Raw genomic sequence first — 24169 nt, forward strand, 5'->3', positions numbered from 1 at the left:
TTTCGTTGAGGAACACTATGAAGAAAATTGTCTTAGCCGCGGCATTGATTGTCAGCGGCCTGCTGGTTGGCTGTAACCAGCTCACGCAATACACCGTCAGTGAACAGGAAATTAATCAGGCGCTGGAAAAACATAACAATTTCTCGAAAGACATTGGCGTACCGGGTCTTGCCGATGCGCATATCGTGCTCACAAACCTCACCAGTCAAATCGGACGTGAAGAGCCAAACAAAGTCACCCTGGCCGGTGATGCGGACCTCGATATGTCCTCCCTCTTTGGCAATCAGAAAGCCAACATCAAGCTCAAGCTGAAGGCACTGCCTGTTTTCAACAAAGAGAAAGGGGCGATTTTCCTGCAGGAGATGGAAGTGGTCGACGCGAAGGTGTCTCCGGACAAGATGGCGCCGGTTCTGCAAACCCTGATGCCCTATCTGAATCAGTCGCTGCGGAATTACTTTAACCAGCAGCCCGCGTACGTCTTAAGCGAAGACAAAAGCAAGGGTGAAGCTCTGGCGAAAAAATACGCAAAAGGCATAGAGGTGAAACCGGGCGAAATTATCATTCCTTTCACCGATTAACCTGACGGGCGCTGCGGCGCCCTTTTTTTTCACGGAAAAGTGTGCAAACGAAAACGTTTCCGCTTATGATTTGTGTCCGGCAAAAACAGCCATCCTTATGACTGATTCCTGACAAGCCGGAGCTTCCATGACTGCACAACCCCAGGTTCTTAAAATCCGCCGCCCTGACGACTGGCATATCCATCTGCGTGATGGCGATATGCTGAAAACCGTCGTGCCTTATACCAGCGAAATTTATGGCCGCGCGATTGTCATGCCTAACCTGGTGCCACCAGTCACCACCGTCGATGCCGCGATAGCCTATCGCCAGCGCATTCTCGACGCCGTTCCTGCGGGACACGATTTTACCCCGTTGATGACCTGCTATCTGACCGATTCACTGGATCCGAACGAAGTGGAGCGCGGGTTTAACGAAGGCGTCTTTACGGCAGCGAAACTCTACCCGGCGAATGCCACCACCAACTCCAGCCACGGCGTCACCAGCATTGATGCCATTATGCCGGTGCTGGAACGCATGCAGAAACTGGGTATGCCGCTGCTGGTTCACGGCGAAGTAACGCATGCCGAGATTGACATTTTCGACCGCGAAGCTCGTTTTATCGAGACAGTGATGGAGCCTTTGCGCCAGCGCCTGCCCGCGCTGAAGGTGGTCTTCGAGCATATCACCACCAAAGACGCGGCAGAGTACGTGCGTGACGGCAACGATCTTATCGCCGCCACCATTACGCCACAGCACCTGATGTTTAACCGTAACCACATGCTGGTGGGCGGGGTGCGCCCTCACCTCTACTGCCTGCCTATTCTTAAGCGCAACATCCACCAGCAGGCGCTGCGCGAGCTGGTCGCCAGCGGGTTCTCCCGCGCGTTCCTCGGTACTGATTCCGCGCCTCACGCCCGCCATCGTAAAGAGGCGAGCTGCGGCTGCGCGGGCTGCTTCAACGCCCCAACGGCGCTTGCCAGCTACGCAACCGTGTTTGAAGAGATGAACGGGCTGGAACATTTCGAAGCATTCTGCTCCCTTAACGGCCCGCGCTTCTACGGCCTGCCGGTCAACGACACCTTCATCGAACTGGAGCGTAAAGCGAGCCACGTTGAGGAGTCCATTGCCCTGACGGACGACACGCTGATTCCCTTCCTGGCGGGTGAAACCGTAAGCTGGACGGTAAAACGTTAAAAAATCAGTGCCCCTTGTTGTCAAACTGATAATATACCTGTATAAATAAACAGTATATTACACAGGGGGCATTTATGCGTATTGAAGTCACCATAGCCAAAACTACCGTTCTGCCTGCCGGCGCGCTTGATGCACTGGCAGGCGAATTATCCCGTCGTATTAACAACACCTTTCCCGACAACGCGGGTGCCGTCACGGTACGTTACGCCGCGGCGAACAACCTCTCCGTCATTGGCGCCGCAAAAGAAGATAAAGATCGCATCAGCGAAATCCTCCAGGAAACGTGGGAAAGCGCTGACGACTGGTTCATCACGGATTAACACTGCTCCCTCATTGTGTTTTTTTGCCGGGTCGCCCCGGCTTTTTATTGCCTCATAATCCTGTAAGTTCAAAATAATTCGGCATCTTCTTTAAAAATCGTGAACGAGATGGTGTTTTATTGTTCGAACAATCCTAAAAAGCAGAAAAATGTGTTGCCACCTGTTTATTTTTCCCTTCGGAACCCTTATTACTTGGTATACTGAAGTTGCTTTCAGAAAAACATGCATTGAACCTCAAAGCCGTTGTCTTCTAACACGCATTAAGGGGGTTATAATGGAAAAGAATAGTGAAGTCATCCAGACCCACCCACTCGTTGGCTGGGATATCAGTACCGTAGATAGCTACGATGCGCTGATGCTGCGTTTGCACTACCAGACCCCAAATCAACTCAACCGTGAAGAAGCGGAAGTTGGACAGACGCTGTGGCTAACAACAGACGTCGCCCGTCAGTTTATTTCTATTTTAGAAGCAGGTATTGCAAAAATAGAATCTGGCGACTACCAGGAAAATGAGTATAAACGGCACTAAGCTTATGCCCCACTTTTCTCTCTACAGGCACCCTCGCGGTGCCTTATTTATTTCTCCCTTGTCTAACCCCGCGTTGTTAATTACTCTGCTAACAAAACATCAGTTTATGAGATGCATATGAGATACGACTTAATCATTATTGGCAGCGGCTCCGTAGGATCTGCCGCAGGCTATTACGCAACACAGGCTGGTCTGAAGGTTCTGATGATCGATAGCCATCTGCCTCCTCATGCGGAAGGCAGCCATCACGGCGATACCCGCCTCATCCGCCATGCGTACGGTGAAGGTGAACGCTACGTTCCGCTGGTGCTTCGCGCCCAGACGCTGTGGGATGAACTGGCGAAACAGACCGAAGATCGTATTTTCGAACGTACGGGCGTCATCAACCTGGGTCCGGCACATTCTGCGTTTCTCGCTGGCGTCGAACGCAGCGCGAAAGCGTTTAATCTGGACGTTGAGAAGCTGGACGCGACGGGCATTACCGCACGCTGGCCCGAAATTACCGTCCCGGACGATTATATTGGCCTCTTTGAAGCCCACTCCGGGGTGCTCCATTGCGAAACGGCGATCAAAACCTGGATCGAGCTTGCTGCGAAGGCAGGCTGCGCGCAGCTGTTCAACTGTCCGGTAGAGGCCATCACCCATGATGATAATGGCGTCACGGTCACCACTATTGACGGCGATTATTCAGCGTCCCGCCTGCTGGTCAGCGCAGGTACCTGGGTTACCCGCCTGCTGCCCGATCTGCCGATCCAGCCGGTGCGCAAGGTCTTCTCCTGGTTCCAGTCGGATGGCCGTTACAGCGCCCAGAATAAATTCCCGGCCTTCACCGGCGAATTACCCAACGGCGACCAGTTCTACGGCTTCCCGTCAGAAAAAGACGCGCTGAAAATCGGTAAACACAACGGCGGCCAGGCGATCTCCTCCCCTGAAGAGCGTAAACCTTTCGGCGCCTTCCCACAGGATGGTTCAGAGGCCTTCTCGTTCCTGCGCACTATTCTTCCGGGCATTGGCGGCTTGCTGTATGGCGCGGCCTGTACCTACGACAATACGCCGGATGAAGACTTTATCATTGATACACTGCCGGGGCATGACAACACCCTGCTCATCACCGGACTGAGCGGCCACGGCTTTAAGTTTGCTTCCGTGCTGGGTGAAATCGCCGCGCAGTTTGCCCAGGGCATTGCGCCGCAGTTTGATCTGACGCCCTTCTCCCTCTCGCGTTTTAACGGATAATCCGCACGGGCTCCGGAGGTCACGGGGCCCGCTTCATTCACACCGCATGTTGGGGCGTTATGCGCAAGATCGTTAGCTTTCTGATGAATAATATTCGCGAGCATTTTATGCTCTATCTCTTATTGTGGGCGCTGCTGGCCATTATTGATTTTGTTTACATTGTATTTTACTGAAAACCCAGACTGACAATAATTGACATTACTTTATCTTTATTGAAACTTATAATTTCATCTTGCACGAAGAGATTGAATTAGCGTTAGCGATCCTTTTCAAAATTGCTGAAATAAATAAAATAAAAATCAATAGCCAATTATTTCAGTTGCAATATCCCGCCTTCCCGTTCATTTTTACTTTCCGGTTAATTTGAAAATGGACATTCTGATGCAATGGCGTAACTCCTCCCGGCGCTACGGAATAATATCCATAGGTTTGCACTGGATATTTGCTCTTGCCGTCTACGGTATGTTTGGACTTGGACTCTGGATGGTCACGCTCAGCTATTACGATGGCTGGTATCACCAGGCGCCGGAATTGCATAAAAGCATTGGTGTCCTGCTGATGCTGGGTCTGGTTTTCCGCGTTATCTGGCGGCACATTTCCCCACCGCCCGGCGCGCAAAAGACTCACAGCAAATTTACCCGCATCAGTGCAGTCGCCGCGCATATTGCCCTTTATGCGCTGCTGTTTGCCATCCTGATTAGCGGCTATCTCATTTCGACGGCTGACGGTAAGCCGATTAACGTTTTTGGCCTGTTCGAGGTTCCGGCAACCCTTAGCGATGCCGGCGCTCAGGCCGACACGGCGGGGGTTGTTCACCTCTGGCTCGCCTGGAGCGTGGTGATTCTGTCCGTGCTGCACGGGCTTGCCGCCCTCAAACACCATTTTATTGATAAAGACGATACGCTAAAGCGCATGCTTGGCCGCTCGTCAGTTGACTCTGGAGCATAAAATGAAAAAACACCTGCTGGGTATCGCACTGGGTTCTCTGTTATTCACCGCCGGCTCCGCCGTGGCGGCGGATTATAAAATTGATAAAGAGGGCCAGCACGCTTTCGTTAATTTCCGTATTCAGCACCTGGGATATAGCTGGCTGTACGGCACCTTTAAGGATTTTGACGGCACATTCACCTTTGACGAAAAAAATCCCGCAGCCGATAAAGTCAATGTGACCATTAATACAAACAGCGTCGACACGAACCACGCAGAGCGCGATAAACACCTGCGCAGTGGGGAATTCCTCAACGTCGCGAAATTCCCGCAGGCGACCTTCACTTCTACTGAGGTGAAGAAAGAGGGTGATAAGCTGAATATTACCGGCAACCTGACGCTTAACGGCGTAACCAAACCGGTCACGCTTGATGCGAAATTACTGGGCCAGGGTGACGATCCGTGGGGCGGTAAACGCGCAGGCTTCGAAGCGGCAGGGAAAATTCACCTGAAAGATTTTAACATCACAACGGATTTAGGCCCGGCGTCTCAGGACGTGGAGCTGATTATTTCCGTTGAAGGTGTACAGCAGAAATCATAATAACGTCGCCCGGCAGGCTTTTGCCGTGCCGGGCGTTATTATCATTCCGGGTCAGGGATACCCAGTTTGGTATTCAGACGACCGCGAGATTTATTGAAAATCTTGTTGCCGTTTTCACGTCCTGCGCGACGGCGACGCTGCTCTTCTTCCGGCAGGATGCTCTCTTCACTGCACAGCTCGCTACAGCAACCGTTAAACTTCTCGGCACAGGCCGGGCACTGAATGAACAGCAGATGACAACCGTCGTTTTTGCAGTTGGTGTGGGTATCGCACGGCGCGCCGCACTGGTGGCACTGGGCGATGACGTCATCCGAAATACGTTCACCCATACGCTCGTCAAAGACAAAGTTTTTCCCGATAAAGCGTACCGGCAACCCCTGTTCACGAGCGCGGCGAGCGTACTCAATAATGCCGCCTTCAATGTGCCAGACTTTATTGAAGCCGTTGTGCTTCATCCACGCGCTGGCTTTCTCACAGCGGATACCGCCGGTGCAGTACATAACGATCTTTTTATCTTTATGCTCCTGCATCATCTCAACCGCTTTCGGCAGCTGCTCGCGGAAGGTATCCGCCGGAATCTCCATCGCATTCTCGAAATGCCCCACTTCATACTCATAGTGGTTACGCATATCGATGAACACGGCATCCGGATCGTCCAGCATCGCATTCACTTCCGCCGCCTTCAGGTATTCACCGACGTCCGCCGGGTTAAACTCAGGATCGTCGATACCGTCCGCCACGATGCGTTCACGCACCTTCATGCGCAGCACCCAGAAGGATTTCCCGTCATCATCCAGGGCAATGTTCAGGCGTAAGCCGTTAAGGGCCGGGTCAAATTGATAAAGTACGTCGCGGAAGGCGCTGACTTTGCTTTCCGGTACGCTAATCTGCGCGTTGATGCCTTCACGGGCAAGGTAGACGCGGCCGAAGACGTTCAGCGCCGTGAACGCCTGATAAAGCGCATCTCGGGTCGCCTGCGGATCGTCGATCGTGAAGTATTTATAGAATGAGATGGTTGTGCGCGGTTCGGTTTCAGCCAACATACGCGCTTTTAACATCTCGTTCGAAACGCGGTTGTGTAACACTGGCATGGTGTACAGTCCTGGAGTCGTTAGAGAGAATGAAAAATCGGTCGGCATCATATAGCAAACAAAACCAATTTACATCCACACAATTTACGCTACATTTCACACACCCTGATTAATCAGGATTAACAATTGCTGTATTCGTGCACGCTTCGAAAGCAGATATTTTGGCTACGCCTCAAAAAATGAGACACTAGCGAAACAGGACGTTTGAACACAGGAAAGACATGACCCAGTTACCAAAATTTACTGCCGCCCTTTTGCATCCCCGCTATTGGTTGACCTGGCTTGGCATCGGCTTTTTATGGCTTCTGGTACAGCTTCCCTACCCTGTTATTTTTCGGTTGGGTAAATTTCTGGGCCGTTTCGCACAACTATTCATGAAGCGTCGCGCCAGAATCGCGTACCGCAACCTTGAGCTGTGTTTTCCGCAGATGAGCGACTCAGAGCGTCACAATATGGTCGCGAAGAACTTCGAATCCGTTGGGATGGGCCTTATGGAAACCGGCATGGCGTGGTTCTGGCCGGACAAACGCATGGCCCGCTGGAGCGAGGTAACGGGAACCGGCATGGATCCTGTACATACGCTTCAGGCCAACCAGACGGGCGTTCTGCTGATCGGCGTCCATTTTCTGACGCTGGAAATCGGGGCGCGTATGTTCGGCATGCAGGCGCCCGGCATTGGCGTTTATCGCCCTAACGATAACCCGGTCATCGATTTAATCCAGACCAATGGCCGCATGCGCTCCAACAAAAGCATGATCGACCGTAAAGATCTGAAGGGAATGATCCGTGCGCTGAAATCCGGCGAAGTGGTCTGGTATGCCCCCGACCACGACTATGGCCCACAGGCCAGCGTTTTTGTCCCCTTCTTCGCCGTTGAAGAGGCCGCCACAACCACCGGCACCTGGATGCTGGCGCGCATGTCCAAAGCCGCCATCGTACCCTTTGTTCCCCGCCGCAAGCCTGACGGTTCGGGCTACGAGTTGATGATGCTAGAACCGGAACTCGCGCCGCCGCTTGACGATGCAGAAACCACCGCGCGCTGGATGAACGGTATCGTAGAGAAATGCATCATGCTCGCACCCGAGCAGTACATGTGGTTGCACCGCCGCTTTAAAACACGGCCAAAAGGCACGCCGTCCCGCTATTGATTTTCAGGATGCGATCCCCAGGGTCGCATCCTGTTTTAGCTTTAAAAGCTCCCCCTCATTGCGGCAATCATAACCCAGGCGCATAATTAGCAGGCTTATTACTTCTTGCCTCAGGTGCTCAGCACCTCATTATGCGGATTGTTATGTCACCTTCAGATGCCCCCATAAACTGGAAGCGTAACCTCACGATTGCGTGGCTTGGCTGTTTTCTCACCGGCGCGGCGTTTAGCCTGGTCATGCCTTTTCTGCCGCTTTACGTCGAACAGCTGGGCGTGACGGGCCATAGCGCGCTCAATATGTGGTCCGGCTTGGTATTCAGCATCACGTTCCTGTTCTCCGCGATAGCCTCGCCCTTCTGGGGCGGCCTTGCCGACCGCAAGGGCCGTAAAATCATGCTGCTGCGCTCGGCGCTGGGGATGGCCATTATCATGGCGCTGATGGGCGTGGCGCAGAACGTCTGGCAGTTCCTGATTTTGCGCGCGTTGCTGGGTTTGCTGGGAGGATTTATTCCCAATGCCAATGCCCTGATTGCCACGCAAATTCCTCGCCATAAGAGCGGCTGGGCGCTGGGCACACTCTCAACCGGCGGCGTAAGCGGTGCCCTGTTGGGGCCACTGGCCGGCGGACTCATGGCCGATAGCTATGGCCTGCGTCCGGTGTTCTTTATCACCGCCTGCGTGCTGTTCCTGTGCTTTGTTGTCACCCTGCTCTGTATACGGGAAAACTTCACGCCCGTTGCGAAGAAAGAGATGCTCCACGCCAGGGAGGTGCTGACCTCGCTTAAAAATCCCAGACTGGTGCTGAGCCTGTTCGTGACGACCCTGATTATTCAGGTCGCAACCGGATCGATTGCCCCTATCCTCACGCTGTACGTTCGCGATCTGGCGGGCAACGTCAGCAATATCGCGTTTATTAGCGGGCTGATTGCGTCCGTGCCCGGGGTGGCGGCGCTGCTTAGCGCGCCGAGGCTGGGGAAACTGGGGGACCGCGTCGGTCCGGAAAAAATTCTGATCTGTGCGCTGGTGATCTCCGTCCTGCTGCTGATCCCCATGTCGATGGTGCACTCTCCGTGGCAGCTGGGCTTACTTCGCTTTTTGCTTGGTGCCGCAGACGGGGCCTTGCTGCCCGCCGTACAGACCCTGCTGGTTTACAACTCCACGAACCAGATTGCCGGGCGGGTCTTCAGCTATAACCAGTCATTTCGCGACATCGGTAACGTCACCGGACCGCTTCTCGGGGCGAGCATCTCCGCCAGCTTCGGTTTTCGCGCCGTCTTTATCGTGACGGCGGGCGTGGTACTGTTTAATGCAATTTATTCGTGGTTCAGTTTATCCCGCGCGCTACGGCCAGTGGCGGAATAAGACGAACGCCTGACGCTTATTTTCGCATTCATACTTGCAGAATCGGATATTAAGCTATTCTTTCCCTGAAACCTTCTGGAAAACAGGGAGACACCAATGACCATGTACGCCACGCTGGAAGAAGCTATTGATGCCGCTCGTGAAGAGTTCCTCGCCGACAACCCCGGCGTTGAAGAAGAAGATGCTGACGTGCAACAACTTAATATCCAGAAATACGTTCTGCAGGATGGGGATATTATGTGGCAGGCCGAATTCTTTGCCGATGAAGGTGAAGAAGGGGAATGCCTGCCGGTCCTGAGCGGTGAAGGTGCGCAGGCCGTCTTTGATGGCGACTATGATGAAATCGAACTGCGGCAGGAATGGCTGGAAGAGAACACATTGCACGAGTGGGATGAGGGCGAATTTCAGCTCGAGCCACCGCTGGATACGGAAGAAGGTCAAACCGCAGCCGATGAGTGGGACGAGCGTTAATTTACGCTACTCGTAAGGGCCGTGGCTGGCATCGATCGGCAGCAGCAGCGTGTCGAAAATTAGCGAGAATGGCAGATCCAGCACGGTGAGGTAGCGCCATGCGGAGTCACGGAGATCCCATTTCACGCCCGGGTAATACTGATTCCCGTGGCCCTGCCCTGGAATGGTGCGGCTGATGATACTGCCGCAGCCGCTGAGCAGGCATGCCATCAGAACGACGATGATGATTCTCATGAGTAACCTCTAAAAAAATACCGGCGATTATGCCGGTATTTTAGTTGGCGGGAGGCGCTTCGCTTACCCGCTCTACTTAACCACTTACTTCGCCTTCAACGCCAGCGGGTTCAGCTTCAGTTCTTTATAGTAGTTTACCCACGAAGAGTATCTCTCCGGAGCGGACCATACGCGGTAGTGAAGACGCGCCATCGTAACCGGGTCGCTCAACAGGACCAGACGACGGTCACGGTTGAGTTTTTCCGGAGTCTCGTTCAGCGCCTGCTCAACGTGACGATCGCGGGCAATCTCCAGCACCTGGCTGGCGCGGTGACGCGCCGTCGCCATTGCCGTTGCCAGGGCGTTGAATGACGGGTTAAACACGGCGTGCATAAAGCCATCATCCAGGGTGCGATTGCGGTTCTGCTCGAGATAGCGATCGGTATCCACCAGCACCTGCGGCGGGGAATACTCTTCCGGGATCAGGAACAGCTTCCAGCGTTTGGTCCGCAGCCCCACCGTCGAACGGCTGGAGATCACGGAGACAAACGGCGACAGGATCAGCGAGAAGACAATCGGCGCCAGCCAGAACAGGAAGCGCAGATCCAGCCACGCCATCCCGGCCGCCCACACCAGACCCAGCAGCAGCTGAGAACCATGGCGCATAAAGGCTTCGCTCCACGGCGTGGAGTCGTCATCACGCTGCGGTGAGTTCCAGACCACTTCCCAGCCCAGGAACGCACTGACCACGAAAACGGTGTGGAACAGCATACGCACCGGTGCCAGCAGCACGGAGAACAGCACTTCCAGCAGCAGTGAAAGGGTCACGCGGAAGAAACCGCCGTACTCTTTCGAGCCTTTGCACCAGATCAGGATAATGCTGAGCAGCTTAGGCAGGAACAGCAGCACCATGGTGGAGGCAAACAGCGCAATCGCCAGCTCCGGACGCCACTGCGGCCACACCGGGAACAGCTGGCGCGGCTGCAGGAAGTATTGCGGCTCCGTCAGGGCATGGACGACCTGCAGCGCTGTGGAGAGCGCAAGGAACATAAACCACAGCGGTGCGGAGAGATAAGACATCACGCCCGTCAGGAACACCGCGCGGTGAACCGGGTGCATCCCTTTCACCAGGAACAGGCGGAAGTTCATCAGGTTACCGTGACACCAGCGGCGGTCACGCTTGAGCTCGTCCAGCAGGTTCGGCGGCAGCTCTTCGTACGATCCCGGCAGGTCGTAGGCAATCCAGACGCCCCAGCCAGCACGACGCATCAGCGCCGCTTCCACGAAGTCATGTGACAGAATAGAACCGGCAAACGAACCCTCGCCCGGCAGCGGCGCCAGCGCACAGTGCTCAATGAACGGCTTCACGCGGATGATGGCGTTGTGACCCCAGTAGTGGGATTCACCCAGCTGCCAGAAGTGCAGACCTGCCGTGAACAGCGGCCCGTAAACACGGGTGGCGAACTGCTGACAGCGCGCATAGAGCGTGTCCATTCCCGACGCTTTTGGCGAAGACTGAATGATACCCGCGTTCGGGTTGGCTTCCATCAGACGCACCAGACCGCTCAGGCAGTCACCGCTCATGACGGAGTCAGCATCCAGCACCACCATGTAGCTGTACTGGTTACCCCAGCGACGGCAGAAGTCATCGATGTTACCGCTTTTACGCTTCACACGACGGCGGCGGCGACGGTAGAAGATCTGCCCTTCGCCCTGCACTTCTGCAATCAGCTCCATCCACGCTTTTTGCTCTGCCACGCAGATATCCGGGTTGTAACTGTCGCTCAGGATGTAAACGTCAAAATGCTCCGCGTTGCCGGTCGCCTTCACGGACTCCCAGGTGGCACGCAGGCCCGCAAACACGCGGTCAACGTCTTCGTTACAGATAGGCATAATCAGCGCGGTACGGTGCTCAGGATTGAAGGGTTCATCCCCGACCGTTGACGCCGAAATGCTGTATTTGTCACGCCCCATCAGCAGCTGCAGGAAGCCCATCAGCGCGGTCCAGAAACCGGCCGAGACCCAGCAGAAGAGAACCGCGAACAGCAGAAGGATGCCGCTCTGCAGGATATACGGCAGCAGCTGCATGAAGGAGACCCAGAGATCCTGGCCCATCATGTCCATCGGGTTGATGAACGCCCAGCCCTGATACGGCAGGATGGTTTTCATATACCAGGTCGCGACGACCGTCTGCGCCAGCGTCAACAGCAGCAGGATGTAGCGACGGATGGTCCCCACGGTACGCCATTTCTGTTCGGAAGCCTGCTCTTCTTTCGTCAGGCGTGACAGATAGCGCGGCGTCACATCACGCCCGCGCAGGCGATCCCAGAAGCGGCCCACCGGGTTGGTGCGCCACGGATCGGGGAACATTGAGGAACGCGTGGCCTTCGGCATCGCCTGAAGCTGATCGCGCCCTTCGTCGTCTTTAATCAACTGCCCTTCTGCCAGCGAGTCCGGCCAGGCCTGCTCCAGACGTGCCTTTACTGACCCCAGCGGCGTATCATCATCACGGGAAAACTGACGATGTTCACCATCCAGCGCGGTGTGAACCGCGCGGATGTCGCTCTTAGGCAGTGCCGCTTTTTCGATATCCGTCAGCGGCATGGCATCAATATATTCAGATGTATTATTCATTGGCAGGTAGCTGATAGCTCCAGGTTTCACTCAGCGGCTGATCGTTACTGACCAGCGCAGCACGCATTTCAGTGGTCTGTTTCGGATCTTTCACTTTCACGCGCAGGGTCAGACGCCAGCCTTTGGTTACCGGGTTGTAACGCACGGTATTCTCAACGATTTCACCGTTATCACCGATGCTGGCCTGAGCGGCAACGGCGGTGTCCGGTGACAGTTTCTTCATATCCTGGCCTGTAAAGTCCACGACAAAGGCCACGGTACCGTCAGGCTGACGGATAAGATTAGACTGCTTCACATCACCCGTTGAACGGCGAGTCTGCATCACATACGCGTTATCCGGCGCATGCAGCTTATCTTCGTCGCGGCTGAAGGTGATGGTGTACTTGAAGTTCATCTCTTTACCGGCTTCCGGCAGCTGATCCGGCGTCCAGTAAGCCACGATGTTATCGTTGGTTTCGTCGTTGGTTGGAATCTCAACCAGCTCAACCTTACCTTTACCCCAGTCACCGTTTGGCGTGACCCAGGCGCTTGGACGCTGGTCATAGCGGTCGTCCAAATCTTCAAAGCGGGAGAACTGACGGCCACGCTGCAGCAGGCCAAAACCTTGCGGGTTTTCCATCGCGAAGCTGCTCACCGCCAGATGTTTCGGGTTGTTAAGCGGACGCCAGATCCACTCTCCGTTACCGGCATGAATAGACAGACCGTTGGAGTCGTGCAGTTCCGGGCGGAAGTTAGTGGCCGGAGACGGCTGGTTCGGCCCAAACAGGAACATGCTGGTCAGTGGTGCAACGCCCAGTTTGCCCACTTTATCACGCAGGTAAACCTTGGACTGCACGTCAACCACGGTGTCACGACCCGGCATAATCACAAAGCGATAGGCGCCGGTCGCACGCGGTGAATCCAGCAGCGCGTAAATGGTCAGACGTTTATCCGTTGGTTTTGGACGTTCAATCCAGAACTCACGGAAACGTGGGAATTCTTCACCTGATGGCAGCGCGGTATCAATCGCCAGTCCGCGCGCAGAAAGCCCGTATACCTGCCCCGCGCCAATCACGCGGAAATAGCTGGCACCAAGCATGCTGACGATTTCGTCGTTTTTATCTTTGCTGTTGATCGGGTAAAGCACCTTAAAGCCTGCGAAGCCCAGGTCTTTCACCGTATCTTTATCGTGTTGCACATTGCCAAAATTGAAGTAATCCGGGCTGTATTTGATCTTACGTACCGCTGTGGCCGTCACTTCGTTGATGGCAACAGGCGTGTCGAAATACATACCCTGATGATAAAACTCAAGCTTGAACGGGGTCTTGATGTTGCTCCAGTAGGCTTTGTCGTGATTGAACTGGATCTGCTGATAGTCCGCATATTTCATATCGCGGAAAACGGAGGGCAAGTTACTTTTCGGCGCTTCGTAGCTCTTGCCAGCCATCGATTTTGCCTGTTTTGCGACATCATCGATGTTAAAGGCCAGTGCCGATGAGGTATACAGTGATAACACCACTGCAGCACCTAACCAACGCATTTTCATCATCTGTGGTTTATGTTTCATAATAAGTAAGCACTTCCCCCTTTGTGTGCTTATATCGATCCGATCCATTTTAATGGAAACTCAGGCAATCCGACAACATTATCACTGCTTTGTTCAGCTGCTGGCTCATGGATTAAGCAAATGAAAGAACCCATTATTCACTTTGCGTGCTTATCCTGGAGACAGGGTGTCGGTCTTGGTGTAGGGTTGCTTTCGAATGTAACCATTATGAGTCTTAGGGATAAGACGAAAAGTCTGAGAATGCACAACGTTATATGAGCACAACACCAACAGAACGTGAATATTTCCTCGACTCGATCCGGGCATGGCTGATGCTATTGGGGATCCCTTTTCACATATCACTGATTTACTCCAGCCACACCTGGCATGTGAATAGCCAGATGCCCTCCTGGTGGCTGACGCTGTTTAATGACTTTATTCACGCCTTCCGTATGCAGGTGTTTTTTGTCATCTCCGGCTATTTCTCTTACATGCTGTTTCTGCGATACCCGCTTAAACGCTGGTGGAAGGTGCGCGTCGAGCGCGTGGGGATCCCCATGCTGACCGCGATTCCGCTGCTGACGCTGCCTCAGTTCATTATGCTGCAGTACGTCAAAGGCAAAGCGGAAAACTGGCCGAATCTGTCGCTGTATGAAAAGTACAACACGCTGGTCTGGGAGCTGGTGTCTCACCTGTGGTTCCTGCTGGTCCTGGTGGTGCTCACTACGGTGAGCCTGTTCATTTTCAGCCGCCTGCGTCACCACCTGAGTTCGAGAGCTGACGCCTTTTTCGCTACCGTTACGCTGGGCAAGCTGTCGGTGCTCTTCTTGCTGTTGGGTATCGCTTACGCCGCGGTGAGACGCATCCTGTTTATCGTCTATCCACCGATACTGAGCGACGGCCTGTTTAATTTTGTGGTGATGCAGTCCCTTTTCTACATTCCGTTCTTTTTAATTGGCGCGCTGGCGTTTATTTACCCGAAGCTGAAAGCGCTGTTTACTACCCCGTCACCGTGGTGTGCTGTAGGTGCGGCCATCGCGTTCGCGGCCTATCTGCTGAACCAGCGCTACGGGAGCGGTGACGCCTGGATGTACGAAACGGAAAGCGTGATCACCATGCTGCTGGGTTTATGGATGGTGAACGTAGTATTCGCGCTCGGCCACCGCCTGCTGAACTTTAAGTCCAGCCGCGTGACCTACTTCGTGAATGCGTCGCTGTTTATTTATCTGGTGCATCACCCGCTCACGCTCTTCTTCGGGGCTTACATCACCCCGCATATCGCCTCTAACACGCTGGGTTTCTTTACCGGTCTGGTGTTTGTCGTGGGGATTGCGATCGTGCTCTATGAAATCCACCTGCGGATCCCGCTTCTCCGTTTCCTCTTCTCAGGAAAACCTCAGGTAAAAGCCTCATAAACAACCGCGGCGCACTCAGTGCGCCGCGTTTTGCTTCAGGTGTCCAGTTCCTGCCCGCGCTGGGTCAGCAACCGTTGATAAAGGTGGGTGGTTTCTTCATCGAAACAGACAAAGATAACTTTCTCAGGCATCGGCTTTAGCGACAGATAGCGGTAAACGGTGTCGACGGCGATCGTAGCGGCAGCCGCCTTAGGATAGCCATACACCCCGGTACTGATGGCCGGGAATGCCATTGTTTTATAGCCGTTGTCGGCAGCCAGCCGCAGACAGTTCCGGTAAGCCTCTTCCAGAATACTCGCCTCGTGCCGATCGCCACCGTGCCAGACAGGCCCTACGGCGTGGATCACCGCTTTGGCAGGCAGATCGCCCGCAAGCGTAATGACCGCATGGCCGGGAGGACATTCGCCCTGCTGTTGCCGTACGGTTTTGCAGGCTTCCAACAGCTGCGGTCCTGCAGCCCGGTGGATAGCCCCGTCCACACCGCCTCCCCCCATCAGGGAGGGATTGGCCGCATTGACGATGACGTCGACGTGCATGGTCGTAATATCACCATGAATAACTTCAATTTGCGGTTTCATAAAGCCCCTCTGCAACCCGCCTTTTTATTAAGTGTATCGCAGGGCTGCCCGGGAGAAAAAACTATCAGAAAAAATCCTCTTCCGCACAAAGCGGAAGAGAGAACGCTATCGATACTGGATTTCGACAACCGCGAGCGTTTTTTCAGGGTTAAGGTATTTCATGCGGAGCGACACCAGATCTGAATCGGACACTTTGCCATTAAGCGCCTCTTCATAACTGACCATGCGCGTTTGCATACGATTATTATCCGGACAGGACATAGCAAACTGTCTTTGCTGCGGCGTAACTTCACAGGGGTCTGCAACAATGGCACCGCGAAAATGAATAACGCCACCGTTCACAATGGTAGCCGAATAAACCGGGAGGCTAAAAACAGAAACAATCAGGCCCAGACCCGTCACGAGTCGAGCGAAAGAGTGGTTCATTATCGGTACTCCTCAATGAAAATCGTCCTTGAGGGGTAAACGCACTTCATTATGACAAACGAAGTCTCACGTTAAGGAACATAATGACCTGATCCCTGATATCAGCATAGCTCAACGGCACAGACCCGCCACATTCGCAACACATTGATTTCATGAATGATTAAAGCGAACGTTCCGCTGGCGACCACTGCTGTGATAAATGAAGCGATTTACCGTCTGAAACGGTGACAACGATTTTTACCGTGTCTCCCGCATTAATATTTAAACTCAGGCGCATTAAATCAATCGTCTGATTAGCGGGTATAAAAAGGGTATTTTGCTGTCGGGACGAACTTTTTCCCCCCTGCCCTTCCCGAACGGAAACAATCTGAACCTGACAATCACACGGCTGCGCCAGGGTGACCTGAGGAATAATGGTGGTCATATTTTCCTGCTGCGACGTTTTGAAAGTTATCTGGCTGGAAAGCGCGGCAAGAAGAATTAAGGTATTCATGATGAACTCCCGAAAAAAAACAGGGCATCAGCCCTGTTTTTTTGTAGCACAGATTTCAGTATCAGTACTGATGAGCTGTCGCGTGGTTACCAAAACCAATCTGGGTAACGTTGACAGTAGAGTTAGAGGCAGTCTGGTCGACGAGGGCGCCGTTAAAGCCGCCGGACTGGCTAACGTTCATAACAGATTTTTTGCTGTTCCACTGATCCAGTGTTGCACTGTTGCCAAATCCTTTCTGGGTCAGGTTGATTTTACTGTCATCAGAACCCTGACCAACGTCAGCGCCGTTACCGCCACCTTTCTGGGTAATATTCAGCACGGAATTTCTGGCGTCTGTCTGCAGAGCAACCGCGGAGTTACCGCCACCGTCCTGATAAATATTCAGGGTTGAATTTGGGCCACTGTATCCGCCATGACCATGCCCATGACCCCAGCCGCCCTGATTAATAGAACCCGCCATAGCACTACCAGAAACTACGATTGCTGCAAGCGCTGCCACTTTGAGAAATTTCATGGTAAACCCCCATCGGATTGATTAAAATCGTCGCGAATGCGCTAATGTTGAATAACGTTAATCGCCATTTGCGACTGTTTCTGCACTACAACTGCGGTTTTCTGCGTACCGTACTGCGTAATATTTGCTCTATTACCCGACCCTTTCTGGATAATTTTCGCGCTATTACCGTATCCCTCTTGCGTAATACCTGCATCATTCGCGGTACCGCTCTGATCGATCCAGGCTATATTGTAACTCCCTGATTGATCAACTCTTGCTCTGTTGCCCGCCCCATCCTGTGAAACAATGGACAAGAGTTTTGAACCTTCCTGGCGAACCTGAGCGTCATTAAAAACACCCTGTTGACCAATAATGGCTGCCTGATTGAGTGATGAAAGACTTAATTCGTTAACCGCAAAGTTATATTCAGCATTGGCTAAATCTGAATTCGCTGCGGTTACAAATCCAGGCGCACCCAGTAATGTAAACACCATAAATAACGATGTGTATTTCATGTTGTCACCCTGGACCTGGTTATTTAATCACGCCATAACCTATAACCGTGTTACTTGTAAAAACGATGCGTATTGTGTTAACGCGTCGTTACGGTGAAGAGTATGTCCGCTGAAACATTTTAAATATCTCACCCGCGCGGCTTATTTTTATTTTTCGGATCACCACAAAGTCGTAATTTACGACAAAAATCACTTTACTCAGGCCAGCTTATATTTTTTATTTCCCCTGTCCAACAATCAGGTTGTACAACGAGGCGAAGGCTGTCCACGCGTCTTCTCGCGTTGTTTAAACGTAACGGCAGAAGGACACTTTTTCACAGTCGTGACACGAAGCCCGTTTTCTTAAGTCAGACAACCGCGCATTTATGGGCTTAGAAATAATCTGTATCTCATACTGTTTTATCGTTAGCGGAAAATATCAAAAACAATTAAAAATCAACAGCATATAAATATTTGTATGATTTTTAAAAACTGTGCATCTCTATTTAGATGTACAACTTTCTCATCATTTCCCGCCATTCATCACAAGTGATTTTCACAAATTAATATTGATTTTTACATTCGGTTACATGTTTAACACTTGCTTTAAACTTCGTAAAAGCTAGATTGAAATTAGATGTACGAAATTGGTTTTATATTTACCTCCCCGTGGAGGTTATGGTCTGATTCTACACACAGCAGTGCAACATCTGTCAGTACTTCTGGTGTCCTCTATTAAACAGGAGGACAGCTGCCAGGTGCCAAAAAAAAAGTGGGGTTTCATCATGTATAATGAAGTCCATAGTTTACATGGTCATACATTACTGTTGATCACAAAACCTTCTTTGCAAGCGACAGCGTTATTACAACATTTAAAGCAATCTTTATCACTGAACGGGAAATTGCATAATATTCAACGTTCTTTTGATGATATTGCACCTGGCAGCATCATTCTGTTCGATATGATGGAAGCTGATAAAAAGCTCATCCATTACTGGCAAGATATTTTAAGCAGAAAAAACAATAATATCCGCGTGCTATTATTGAATACGCCTGATGAATATCCTTTCAGGGATATTGAAAGCTGGCCGCATATCAATGGCGTGTTCTACGTCACGGAAGAAGAAGACCGGGTAGTTGAGGGTCTGCAAGGCATATTGCGCGGAGAGTGCTATTTTTCGCAAAAGCTGGCCAGCTACCTCATCACGCACTCTGGAAATTATCGCTATAACAGCTCAGAGTCAGCACTGCTCACGCACCGTGAGAAAGAGATCCTGAATAAGTTACGCATTGGTGCTTCAAATATTGAAATCGCCCGTTCGTTATTTATCAGCGAAAATACGGTAAAGACGCACCTTTATAATCTTTTCAAGAAGATAGCTGTAAAAAACCGAACTCAGGCGGTTTCGTGGGCAAACGATAACCTCAGGCGTTAATCACATGAAGCGCACGTTGAGTTGGATCGCCGCAGCGAGTTTCCTGCTCGCTGCCGGGAATCTGAAGGCCGTCGAGGTCGAAGTTCCCGGATTGTTAACAGACCACACTGTCTCATCGGTCGGGCACAGTTTTTACCGAGCCTTCAGTGACAAATGGGACAGTACTTATACCGGAAATATAACAATCAACGAGCGGCCCAGTGCACGATGGGGAAGTTGGATAACAATAACGGCCAATCAGTACGTTATTTATCAAACGTTTTTATTCCCCACTAAAATGGACTTCGATAAAAACGTAGCCCTGGCACTGGCCCAATCAGAAGACGCTATTAATCGCCTGCAAATAGATAAAGCCCTATTAAGCACCAGCGATTTAGCTAAAGACGAGTTCTAGCGAACCGATATGCGGAGGCTGTCATGCGTATTGCATATGCAGTTGTTTCGATAATGCTAATAACACCTATAAGCTGGGCCGGAAATATGACGTTTCAGTTCCGTAACCCTAACTTTGGCGGTAACCCTAACAACGGTGCCTTTCTGCTGAATGAAGCGCAGGCGCAAAACTCCTATAAGGACCCAAGCTTAAAGGATTTTAGCGTTGATACCCCATCCGCACTGGACAACTTCACTCAGGCTATCCAGTCGCAGATTTTAGGCGGGTTACTGACCAACATTAATACCGGCAAACCTGGCCGGATGGTGACCAACGATTTTATCGTTGATATCGCCAACACCGATGGACAGCTTCAGCTGAACGTGACCGATCGTAAAACCGGAAGGATCTCCACTATTCAGGTTTCCGGTCTACAAAGTAATTCAACTGACTTTTAAACAATAGCTAAATAAGGACAACGATCATGCAGCGCTTCCTGATATTTGTTGCAGTGTGCTTATTGAGCGGTTGTTTAACTGCTCCACCTAAAGAAGCTGCAAAACCAACATTAATGCCTCGGGCCCAGAGTTATCGTGATTTAACGCATTTACCTGCTCCAACGGGGAAAATATTTGTCTCCGTATACAACATTCAGGATGAAACCGGGCAATTTAAGCCTTACCCGGCAAGTAACTTCTCCACGGCCGTGCCGCAAAGCGCCACCGCGATGCTGGTTACCGCGCTCAAGGATTCGCGCTGGTTTATTCCGCTGGAACGTCAGGGTCTTCAGAACCTGTTGAATGAACGGAAAATCATTCGTGCCGCACAGGAGAATGGTACCGTCGCGGCCAATAACCGCACGCCTCTGGAATCTCTGGCGGCAGCGAACGTGATGATTGAAGGATCGATTATTGGTTACGAAAGTAACGTTAAATCGGGTGGTGCGGGCGCGCGGTACTTCGGTATCGGTGCGGATACCCAGTACCAGCTCGACCAAATCGCCGTTAACCTGCGTGTGGTCAACGTCAGTACAGGCGAAGTGCTCTCTTCGGTGAACACCAGCAAAACCATCCTGTCTTATGAAGTTCAGGCAGGGGTATTCCGCTTCATCGATTACCAGCGTTTGCTGGAGGGTGAAATTGGCTACACCTCTAACGAGCCGGTCATGATGTGTCTGATGTCGGCCATTGAAACCGGCGTGATCTTCTTAATCAACGACGGTATTGACCGCGGGCTGTGGGATCTGCAAAACAAAGCAGACGTGCAGAACCCGATACTGGTGAAATACCGCGATATGTCAGTCCCTCCGGAATCCTGACAGGAAGCGCATAAAAAAGGCGAGATGATTATCTCGCCTTTTTTTATTCGCTCACCGCCGTGATGCCTTGCGCTTTTTCCCGCCGCGACGCCAGCCAAAGACCGCTGTTTTTCATGGCATAGCCAAACAGCAATCCCAGCGCCAGAGAAGGAACGACCAGCTTCCAGTCACCCTGCCCTGCAAAGGTCGCGCACGCCCCAATAAAGGTGCCCGGCACAAACGAAAGCAGGAGATGCTTAGCCTGAATACACATCAGGAAGGCAACAACGCCCGTCATGATGTACCCCAGCATCTCCAGATGCGGCGCCAGCGCGCTGCCTTTCATGATCACCAGCGCCCAGATCACCCCGCTCATCAGCGTGCAGCCTGAGATAAAGAGCCCTTTGACGCCCCCCTGCGGGCAGGCGAAATAGGCCGTACAGCCAAGGAATCCAGCCCAGCTGAGCAATCCGAGAGACACGGCCACCCATCCCCAGAGCCCGGAGAGAATGCCCGTTGTTATTGCGATACAAAGTAATATGTTCATGGCGCGCATCTTAGCAGAAGCGCACCATGGAAATGCGATCAGAAGCACATTATGTGCAAATTGAAATGCGGCGTTGCAGAATTTATGTGATCTAAATCACTCTCCGTTCTCTTCTTCCAGCTCATCCCACATCGCCGCAATTGCGTCGCGGGTCAGCGGTGCCAGCGTTCTCCAGAATGGCGAGGCGGCGTGGGCTTCTACTTTCCCAAGGAATGTTCCGACCCACGGCAGCAGGTACGTTTCGAAAAGCGTTTCGATAGCTTCGTTCTCATCATCCCCGGCGTTATCTTCAATCCAGGAAGCGGCCAGCAGCAGCGTACCGATATGGTCCGCAGGCGTATCGCTCAGCGGCATACCGCGCGTGGAGAGGAAAGCACGGACTTCCGCTTCCGTCGCCCCTTCCTGCCAGGCAGAACGGTATGGCGAAACGCGGCACTCATCGCCGACGAACAGCGCATTGTAATCGGTCGCAATCTGCTGCATGTCGCAGCTTTTTTGCAGACGCGCCAGTAAATCATCCTGTTCCAGCGGCCAGTTCTCCGCCAGCTTACCTTCACGAATTAACGTAAAGAGCGGAACCAACAGCGGGTCTTGCGGCTGGCGATAATAGAGCGTACCCAGCACGCGGCAAAGGATGGAAAACTCGTTCATTTTTATTATTCCATTACACAATTAAAGATCGGCAAATTCGGCAATCGGCTCCATGCCGCGCGATTCGAGGAAATCGAGCATGCGGCGCGGAGTCACGTTCAGGATTTGCGCTTCCGGGAAGTTAACGTCATTGAGCACTTTCAGGCACTCGCTGAAATCACCCAGCGTAAAGGCGGTATGGGAATCCGAACCCAACGCCACCATGCCGCCCGCATCGCGTACGGCGGCGGCCACTTCGCGGCAGTTGGCTTCACTGCCCTTGCGCGAGTGAACAAAGGAGGAGTTGTTAATCTCCAGCGCCACGCGGTGCTTCGCTGCCGCCTGCGCGACAGCCTGAATATCAATCGGGTACTTCGGGTTGCCGGGGTGGCTGATAATGTGCACATTGCCGCTGGCAATGGTGGCAATCATCGCCGCGGTGTTGGTCTCTTTATCCTGAGGTGCAAAAACCGGCTCGTGGAAACCGGCGAGGATAAGATCCAGAGACGTCAGCATCGGCCCGGTGCAGTCGATCTCACCGTCGGTATTTTTGATATTCGCCTCGATGCCGCGCAGTATCCCAATGCCGTCCACCAGACGTGGCCAGATCCGCATATTCACAAAATGCCAGTAGTGCGGCGCATCCGCCATGTCCGGACCATGATCGGTGATCGCGAACAGCTTAATGCCTTTCAGCTTCGCCTGGGCGATATAATCATGGAGGTTGCTATACGCGTGGGTACTGGCGACGGTGTGCATATGCAGGTCAACGGGATACATCTCTCTCTCCTCTGCGGTTTTTCCAAAGGATAGCAGTTATCAGCGGCGAATATTAGCAAAAACCCGGCGAACGCCGGGTTTCTCTCAGTAGCCGCGCTGTCTGTCAACCTGGCCGGTGACCGCGTTACCCTTCTCCATTTCGCTGATGGTATGGGATATGTACGCCACCGCTTCTGCCGGACGCGTCACGGCGGCCACGTGCGGGGTCATCGCCACGCGCGGATGTGCCCACAGCGGGCTTTCCACCGGCAGCGGCTCACGGCTGTAGACATCCAGCATGGCGCCTTTTAGCTTTCCACTGTCCAGCGCCTTCAGCAGATCGGGCTCGACCAGATGCACCCCGCGCGCCAGGTTCATCAGGTAGCTCTGATCGGCTAACTGGTTGAGCAAGGTTTCATTGATGATCCCTACCGTTTCCGCCGTGTTGGGCAGCAGGTTGATCAGCACGCGCGTGCCGTTCAGAAAGGCCGGAAGCTCATCCGTTCCGGCAAAGCTCTCTACGCCCGGATAGTCCTTACGGCTGCGGCTCCAGCAGCGCAGCGGGAAGCCCCACGGAGCGAGAGCTTCAGCCACTTTTGAGCCCAGCACGCCCGCACCGAGGATGCCGATGGTAAAGTCTTCGCGACGGTAATCCGGCAGCGGCTCCCAGTGGGCCTGCTGTTTAAAGGCCTGATAGTCATCAAAGCGGCGGAACCAGTGCAGCACCTGGCTGACGGCATATTCCTGCATCTGCTGGCCCATGCCGGTATCTTCCAGGCGGAACAGGGGAATCGCTTCCGGCAGCATGTCAGGGTGCGCCTTCAGCTTGCTCAGAATGGAATCCACGCCCGCCCCCAGGGCAAAAACGGCCTTCAGCTTACGGCCCTGGAGCATTTCTACCGGCGGATGCCAGACCAGCGCATAGTCAGCATGTTCGTTATCTCCACGCTTCCACTCGCGAACGCGTGCGCCGGGTAAAGCTGCCGTGAGCGCCTCGATCCAGTAGGCCGTTTCAAACGTGGGGTGATAGAAAAGTATATCCATAGTCATTCCTGCCTTTTATTACGCTGATTTATTTTGCTTTTTAACGAGGTTGTCAGCATAACAAATTTATTGCGCGGCTGTGTTGCTGATAAAAAAGACGCTTTCAGCACAATTAAGAATCATGTTGCCTGAAGTTTGTCTAAACGCGCTAATTTACTGAAAAAGTGAGTTGACGGCAGTTCGGCTTTTCCTTACATTAGCGCCCGTCCCGTCAACAACGGGATGACAATATGGTGAGGTGTCCGAGTGGCTGAAGGAGCACGCCTGGAAAGTGTGTATACGGCAACGTATCGGGGGTTCGAATCCCCCCCTCACCGCCATATTTAAAGAAGAGCTCGCATGAAAATGCGGGCTTTTTTTCGCATATTGCACG

29 protein-coding genes and 1 tRNA gene are annotated in these 24169 nt (G+C 52.8%); 17 read left to right on the forward strand and 13 right to left on the reverse strand.

Going from position 1 to position 24169, the window contains the following annotated elements; genetic code table 11:
• Nucleotides 1-17: 17 nt before the first annotated feature.
• The 8 genes from B498_RS13760 to B498_RS13730 all read left to right on the forward strand — a co-directional run bounded on the left by B498_RS13760 (nt 18) and on the right by B498_RS13730 (nt 5365).
• Nucleotides 18-578 carry a lipoprotein gene (locus B498_RS13760; protein ID WP_008500824.1) on the forward strand — a complete coding sequence of 187 codons (561 nt, stop codon included), beginning with the start codon at nt 18-20 and terminating at the stop codon, nt 576-578.
• A gap of 127 nt (nt 579-705) precedes the next feature.
• Nucleotides 706-1752 carry a dihydroorotase gene (gene pyrC, locus B498_RS13755; protein ID WP_008500825.1) on the forward strand — a complete coding sequence of 349 codons (1047 nt, stop codon included), beginning with the start codon at nt 706-708 and terminating at the stop codon, nt 1750-1752.
• 74 nt (nt 1753-1826) lie between these two features.
• On the forward strand, nt 1827-2072 hold the full coding sequence (dinI, locus tag B498_RS13750) for a DNA damage-inducible protein I (RefSeq protein ID WP_008500826.1): 246 nt from the start codon (nt 1827-1829) through the stop codon (nt 2070-2072).
• A gap of 274 nt (nt 2073-2346) precedes the next feature.
• Nucleotides 2347-2601: a biofilm formation regulator BssS gene (gene bssS, locus B498_RS13745; protein WP_008500827.1), complete on the forward strand. Its 255-nt coding sequence runs from the start codon at nt 2347-2349 to the stop codon at nt 2599-2601.
• Nucleotides 2602-2718: 117 nt separating this feature from the next.
• Nucleotides 2719-3837 carry an N-methyl-L-tryptophan oxidase gene (gene solA / locus B498_RS13740; protein ID WP_008500828.1) on the forward strand — a complete coding sequence of 373 codons (1119 nt, stop codon included), beginning with the start codon at nt 2719-2721 and terminating at the stop codon, nt 3835-3837.
• A 59-nt stretch (nt 3838-3896) separates the two neighbouring features.
• Nucleotides 3897-4010, forward strand: coding sequence for a DUF2770 family protein (locus B498_RS0121380; protein ID WP_021240776.1), 114 nt, complete (start codon nt 3897-3899; stop codon nt 4008-4010).
• Nucleotides 4011-4218: 208 nt separating this feature from the next.
• Entirely contained in the window at nt 4219-4785 is a 567-nt protein-coding gene (locus B498_RS13735; RefSeq protein ID WP_008500829.1) for a cytochrome b, read from the forward strand.
• Between the two features lies 1 nt (nt 4786).
• Entirely contained in the window at nt 4787-5365 is a 579-nt protein-coding gene (locus B498_RS13730) for a YceI family protein (protein ID WP_008500830.1), read from the forward strand.
• 41 nt (nt 5366-5406) lie between these two features.
• On the opposite strand, the gene B498_RS13725 is transcribed toward B498_RS13730, so the two are convergent.
• A complete protein-coding gene (locus B498_RS13725; protein WP_008500831.1) occupies nt 5407-6456 on the reverse strand; it encodes a rhodanese-related sulfurtransferase in 1050 nt (349 codons plus the stop codon).
• A gap of 221 nt (nt 6457-6677) precedes the next feature.
• On the opposite strand from B498_RS13725, the gene B498_RS13720 reads away from it, so the two are divergent.
• From B498_RS13720 to B498_RS13710, 3 genes are all read left to right on the forward strand, one after another.
• Complete coding sequence (locus B498_RS13720) at nt 6678-7604, forward strand: Kdo(2)-lipid IV(A) acyltransferase (protein WP_008500832.1); 927 nt, start codon at nt 6678-6680, stop codon at nt 7602-7604.
• Nucleotides 7605-7747: 143 nt separating this feature from the next.
• On the forward strand, nt 7748-8965 hold the full coding sequence (gene mdtG, locus B498_RS13715) for a multidrug efflux MFS transporter MdtG (protein ID WP_008500833.1): 1218 nt from the start codon (nt 7748-7750) through the stop codon (nt 8963-8965).
• 96 nt (nt 8966-9061) lie between these two features.
• Nucleotides 9062-9436 (forward strand): MysB family protein, encoded by a 375-nt coding sequence (locus tag B498_RS13710; RefSeq protein WP_008500834.1) that lies wholly within the window; start codon nt 9062-9064, stop codon nt 9434-9436.
• A 6-nt stretch (nt 9437-9442) separates the two neighbouring features.
• On the opposite strand, the gene B498_RS13705 is transcribed toward B498_RS13710, so the two are convergent.
• The 3 genes from B498_RS13705 to mdoG all read right to left on the reverse strand — a co-directional run bounded on the left by B498_RS13705 (nt 9443) and on the right by mdoG (nt 13829).
• Nucleotides 9443-9670, reverse strand: coding sequence for a YceK/YidQ family lipoprotein (locus B498_RS13705; protein ID WP_008500835.1), 228 nt, complete (start codon nt 9668-9670; stop codon nt 9443-9445).
• A gap of 84 nt (nt 9671-9754) precedes the next feature.
• Complete coding sequence (mdoH, locus tag B498_RS13700; RefSeq protein WP_008500836.1) at nt 9755-12283, reverse strand: glucans biosynthesis glucosyltransferase MdoH; 2529 nt, start codon at nt 12281-12283, stop codon at nt 9755-9757.
• Nucleotides 12276-13829 carry a glucans biosynthesis protein MdoG gene (gene mdoG / locus B498_RS13695; RefSeq protein ID WP_021240787.1) on the reverse strand — a complete coding sequence of 518 codons (1554 nt, stop codon included), beginning with the start codon at nt 13827-13829 and terminating at the stop codon, nt 12276-12278. The genes mdoH and mdoG overlap by 8 nt, the downstream gene beginning before the upstream one ends.
• 254 nt (nt 13830-14083) lie before the next feature.
• On the opposite strand from mdoG, the gene mdoC reads away from it, so the two are divergent.
• On the forward strand, nt 14084-15223 hold the full coding sequence (mdoC, locus tag B498_RS13690; RefSeq protein ID WP_008500838.1) for a glucans biosynthesis protein MdoC: 1140 nt from the start codon (nt 14084-14086) through the stop codon (nt 15221-15223).
• A gap of 35 nt (nt 15224-15258) precedes the next feature.
• Here the strand turns inward: mdoC and ymdB are convergent, their stop codons facing one another.
• From ymdB to csgB, 5 genes are all read right to left on the reverse strand, one after another.
• Nucleotides 15259-15801, reverse strand: coding sequence for an O-acetyl-ADP-ribose deacetylase (gene ymdB, locus B498_RS13685; protein ID WP_008500839.1), 543 nt, complete (start codon nt 15799-15801; stop codon nt 15259-15261).
• Between the two features lie 105 nt (nt 15802-15906).
• Entirely contained in the window at nt 15907-16227 is a 321-nt protein-coding gene (locus tag B498_RS13680) for a type 1 fimbrial protein (RefSeq protein ID WP_008500840.1), read from the reverse strand.
• 160 nt (nt 16228-16387) lie between these two features.
• Nucleotides 16388-16720, reverse strand: coding sequence for a curli assembly chaperone CsgC (csgC, locus tag B498_RS13675; RefSeq protein ID WP_008500841.1), 333 nt, complete (start codon nt 16718-16720; stop codon nt 16388-16390).
• A 61-nt stretch (nt 16721-16781) separates the two neighbouring features.
• The gene (gene csgA, locus B498_RS13670; protein WP_008500842.1) at nt 16782-17234 is read right to left on the reverse strand and encodes a curli major subunit CsgA; all 453 of its coding nucleotides are present in this window, start codon (nt 17232-17234) and stop codon (nt 16782-16784) included.
• 41 nt (nt 17235-17275) lie between these two features.
• Nucleotides 17276-17731, reverse strand: coding sequence for a curli minor subunit CsgB (gene csgB / locus B498_RS13665; RefSeq protein ID WP_008500843.1), 456 nt, complete (start codon nt 17729-17731; stop codon nt 17276-17278).
• Between the two features lie 764 nt (nt 17732-18495).
• On the opposite strand from csgB, the gene csgD reads away from it, so the two are divergent.
• The 4 genes from csgD to csgG are packed head-to-tail and all read left to right on the forward strand — an operon-like array spanning nt 18496 to nt 20837.
• Nucleotides 18496-19146 (forward strand): biofilm master transcriptional regulator CsgD, encoded by a 651-nt coding sequence (csgD, locus tag B498_RS13660; RefSeq protein ID WP_021240790.1) that lies wholly within the window; start codon nt 18496-18498, stop codon nt 19144-19146.
• A gap of 4 nt (nt 19147-19150) precedes the next feature.
• Complete coding sequence (gene csgE / locus B498_RS13655) at nt 19151-19540, forward strand: curli production assembly/transport protein CsgE (RefSeq protein WP_008500845.1); 390 nt, start codon at nt 19151-19153, stop codon at nt 19538-19540.
• 23 nt (nt 19541-19563) lie between these two features.
• Nucleotides 19564-19977 carry a curli production assembly/transport protein CsgF gene (gene csgF, locus B498_RS13650; RefSeq protein WP_008500846.1) on the forward strand — a complete coding sequence of 138 codons (414 nt, stop codon included), beginning with the start codon at nt 19564-19566 and terminating at the stop codon, nt 19975-19977.
• Nucleotides 19978-20003: 26 nt separating this feature from the next.
• The gene (csgG, locus tag B498_RS13645; RefSeq protein WP_008500847.1) at nt 20004-20837 is read left to right on the forward strand and encodes a curli production assembly/transport protein CsgG; all 834 of its coding nucleotides are present in this window, start codon (nt 20004-20006) and stop codon (nt 20835-20837) included.
• 43 nt (nt 20838-20880) lie between these two features.
• Here csgG and B498_RS13640 read toward each other — a convergent pair whose 3' ends face one another.
• From B498_RS13640 to ghrA, 4 genes are all read right to left on the reverse strand, one after another.
• Nucleotides 20881-21363 (reverse strand): DUF1097 domain-containing protein, encoded by a 483-nt coding sequence (locus tag B498_RS13640; RefSeq protein ID WP_072205916.1) that lies wholly within the window; start codon nt 21361-21363, stop codon nt 20881-20883.
• A 96-nt stretch (nt 21364-21459) separates the two neighbouring features.
• Nucleotides 21460-22014, reverse strand: a complete 555-nt coding sequence (locus tag B498_RS13635) for a molecular chaperone (RefSeq protein ID WP_008500849.1) — start codon at nt 22012-22014, stop codon at nt 21460-21462.
• A gap of 21 nt (nt 22015-22035) precedes the next feature.
• Complete coding sequence (locus B498_RS13630) at nt 22036-22773, reverse strand: phosphatase (RefSeq protein WP_008500850.1); 738 nt, start codon at nt 22771-22773, stop codon at nt 22036-22038.
• 84 nt (nt 22774-22857) lie between these two features.
• Nucleotides 22858-23796: a glyoxylate/hydroxypyruvate reductase GhrA gene (gene ghrA, locus B498_RS13625; protein WP_008500851.1), complete on the reverse strand. Its 939-nt coding sequence runs from the start codon at nt 23794-23796 to the stop codon at nt 22858-22860.
• Nucleotides 23797-24028: 232 nt separating this feature from the next.
• On the opposite strand from ghrA, the gene B498_RS13620 reads away from it, so the two are divergent.
• Nucleotides 24029-24116, forward strand: a tRNA-Ser gene (locus B498_RS13620).
• Nucleotides 24117-24169: the final 53 nt, after the last annotated feature.

The sequence above is a fragment of the Enterobacter sp. SST3 genome, assembly GCF_000286655.1.
In the GTDB taxonomy this organism is placed as follows: Bacteria; Pseudomonadota; Gammaproteobacteria; order Enterobacterales; family Enterobacteriaceae; genus Enterobacter; species Enterobacter roggenkampii.

Excerpts from the sequence above, each read along its gene's own strand:
- ghrA (WP_008500851.1), bottom strand. The coding sequence starts at position 23,796 with ATGGATATACTTTTCTATCACCCCACGTTTGAAACGGCCTACTGGATC.
- B498_RS13710 (WP_008500834.1), top strand. The coding sequence starts at position 9,062 with ATGACCATGTACGCCACGCTGGAAGAAGCTATTGATGCCGCTCGTGAA.
- B498_RS13630 (WP_008500850.1), bottom strand. The coding sequence starts at position 22,773 with ATGTATCCCGTTGACCTGCATATGCACACCGTCGCCAGTACCCACGCG.
- B498_RS13635 (WP_008500849.1), bottom strand. The coding sequence starts at position 22,014 with ATGAACGAGTTTTCCATCCTTTGCCGCGTGCTGGGTACGCTCTATTAT.
- csgG (WP_008500847.1), top strand. The coding sequence starts at position 20,004 with ATGCAGCGCTTCCTGATATTTGTTGCAGTGTGCTTATTGAGCGGTTGT.
- B498_RS13730 (WP_008500830.1), top strand. The coding sequence starts at position 4,787 with ATGAAAAAACACCTGCTGGGTATCGCACTGGGTTCTCTGTTATTCACC.
- csgE (WP_008500845.1), top strand. The coding sequence starts at position 19,151 with ATGAAGCGCACGTTGAGTTGGATCGCCGCAGCGAGTTTCCTGCTCGCT.
- csgF (WP_008500846.1), top strand. The coding sequence starts at position 19,564 with ATGCGTATTGCATATGCAGTTGTTTCGATAATGCTAATAACACCTATA.
- mdoG (WP_021240787.1), bottom strand. The coding sequence starts at position 13,829 with ATGAAACATAAACCACAGATGATGAAAATGCGTTGGTTAGGTGCTGCA.
- csgB (WP_008500843.1), bottom strand. The coding sequence starts at position 17,731 with ATGAAATACACATCGTTATTTATGGTGTTTACATTACTGGGTGCGCCT.
- B498_RS13705 (WP_008500835.1), bottom strand. The coding sequence starts at position 9,670 with ATGAGAATCATCATCGTCGTTCTGATGGCATGCCTGCTCAGCGGCTGC.
- B498_RS13680 (WP_008500840.1), bottom strand. The coding sequence starts at position 16,227 with ATGAACCACTCTTTCGCTCGACTCGTGACGGGTCTGGGCCTGATTGTT.
- mdtG (WP_008500833.1), top strand. The coding sequence starts at position 7,748 with ATGTCACCTTCAGATGCCCCCATAAACTGGAAGCGTAACCTCACGATT.
- csgA (WP_008500842.1), bottom strand. The coding sequence starts at position 17,234 with ATGAAATTTCTCAAAGTGGCAGCGCTTGCAGCAATCGTAGTTTCTGGT.
- csgC (WP_008500841.1), bottom strand. The coding sequence starts at position 16,720 with ATGAATACCTTAATTCTTCTTGCCGCGCTTTCCAGCCAGATAACTTTC.
- csgD (WP_021240790.1), top strand. The coding sequence starts at position 18,496 with ATGTATAATGAAGTCCATAGTTTACATGGTCATACATTACTGTTGATC.
- B498_RS0121380 (WP_021240776.1), top strand. The coding sequence starts at position 3,897 with ATGCGCAAGATCGTTAGCTTTCTGATGAATAATATTCGCGAGCATTTT.
- dinI (WP_008500826.1), top strand. The coding sequence starts at position 1,827 with ATGCGTATTGAAGTCACCATAGCCAAAACTACCGTTCTGCCTGCCGGC.
- B498_RS13760 (WP_008500824.1), top strand. The coding sequence starts at position 18 with ATGAAGAAAATTGTCTTAGCCGCGGCATTGATTGTCAGCGGCCTGCTG.
- mdoH (WP_008500836.1), bottom strand. The coding sequence starts at position 12,283 with ATGAATAATACATCTGAATATATTGATGCCATGCCGCTGACGGATATC.
- B498_RS13640 (WP_072205916.1), bottom strand. The coding sequence starts at position 21,363 with ATGAACATATTACTTTGTATCGCAATAACAACGGGCATTCTCTCCGGG.
- solA (WP_008500828.1), top strand. The coding sequence starts at position 2,719 with ATGAGATACGACTTAATCATTATTGGCAGCGGCTCCGTAGGATCTGCC.
- B498_RS13725 (WP_008500831.1), bottom strand. The coding sequence starts at position 6,456 with ATGCCAGTGTTACACAACCGCGTTTCGAACGAGATGTTAAAAGCGCGT.
- B498_RS13720 (WP_008500832.1), top strand. The coding sequence starts at position 6,678 with ATGACCCAGTTACCAAAATTTACTGCCGCCCTTTTGCATCCCCGCTAT.
- mdoC (WP_008500838.1), top strand. The coding sequence starts at position 14,084 with ATGAGCACAACACCAACAGAACGTGAATATTTCCTCGACTCGATCCGG.
- ymdB (WP_008500839.1), bottom strand. The coding sequence starts at position 15,801 with ATGAAACCGCAAATTGAAGTTATTCATGGTGATATTACGACCATGCAC.
- pyrC (WP_008500825.1), top strand. The coding sequence starts at position 706 with ATGACTGCACAACCCCAGGTTCTTAAAATCCGCCGCCCTGACGACTGG.
- bssS (WP_008500827.1), top strand. The coding sequence starts at position 2,347 with ATGGAAAAGAATAGTGAAGTCATCCAGACCCACCCACTCGTTGGCTGG.
- B498_RS13735 (WP_008500829.1), top strand. The coding sequence starts at position 4,219 with ATGCAATGGCGTAACTCCTCCCGGCGCTACGGAATAATATCCATAGGT.